Annotated in this window: 1 protein-coding gene; it reads left to right on the top strand. The window is 49.9% G+C overall.

Annotated features, from left to right (window positions below; translation table 11 throughout):
* Positions 1–21: 21 nt before the first annotated feature.
* On the top strand, positions 22–389 hold a 368-nt coding region (locus AC4IFT_RS22395), incomplete at its 3' end, for an invasin domain 3-containing protein (RefSeq protein ID WP_490752934.1).

Genomic DNA, 389 nt, shown 5'->3' with positions numbered 1-389 from the left:
AAAGCCACGGGCAACAACAGTGTGCAAAATATCGTTGTTACGCCAAACACAAAAACCCCAAATGCGGGGGACAAGCCAACCATCAAAGTGGAGCTTACCGACAAAAACGGCAACCCTGTCAAGGATGTGCAAAATATCGAAGTCACCATTGGCAACGACAAACACACCCTGCCGGTGACCCCAAATACCGACGGTAGCTACACTGCCGAACTGCCTGCGCAGCAAAGTGGCGATAAACAACTCAATGTTTCCGTGAATGGCAAGGATTCCAATAAAGAAACCCTGAATGTACAGCCACCTGCCCCCGTTTCACCAAACAACCAAGGGCAACAAGATCAGAAAGGGGTCGTCAAGACACTCGAGATCACAACAGGCTCAACCTCAGGACT

The organism is Providencia sp. UF-183 (assembly GCF_058246155.1).
The sequence above is the reverse complement of the archived record's forward strand: the minus strand, read 5'-3'. Positions and strand labels throughout refer to the sequence as shown.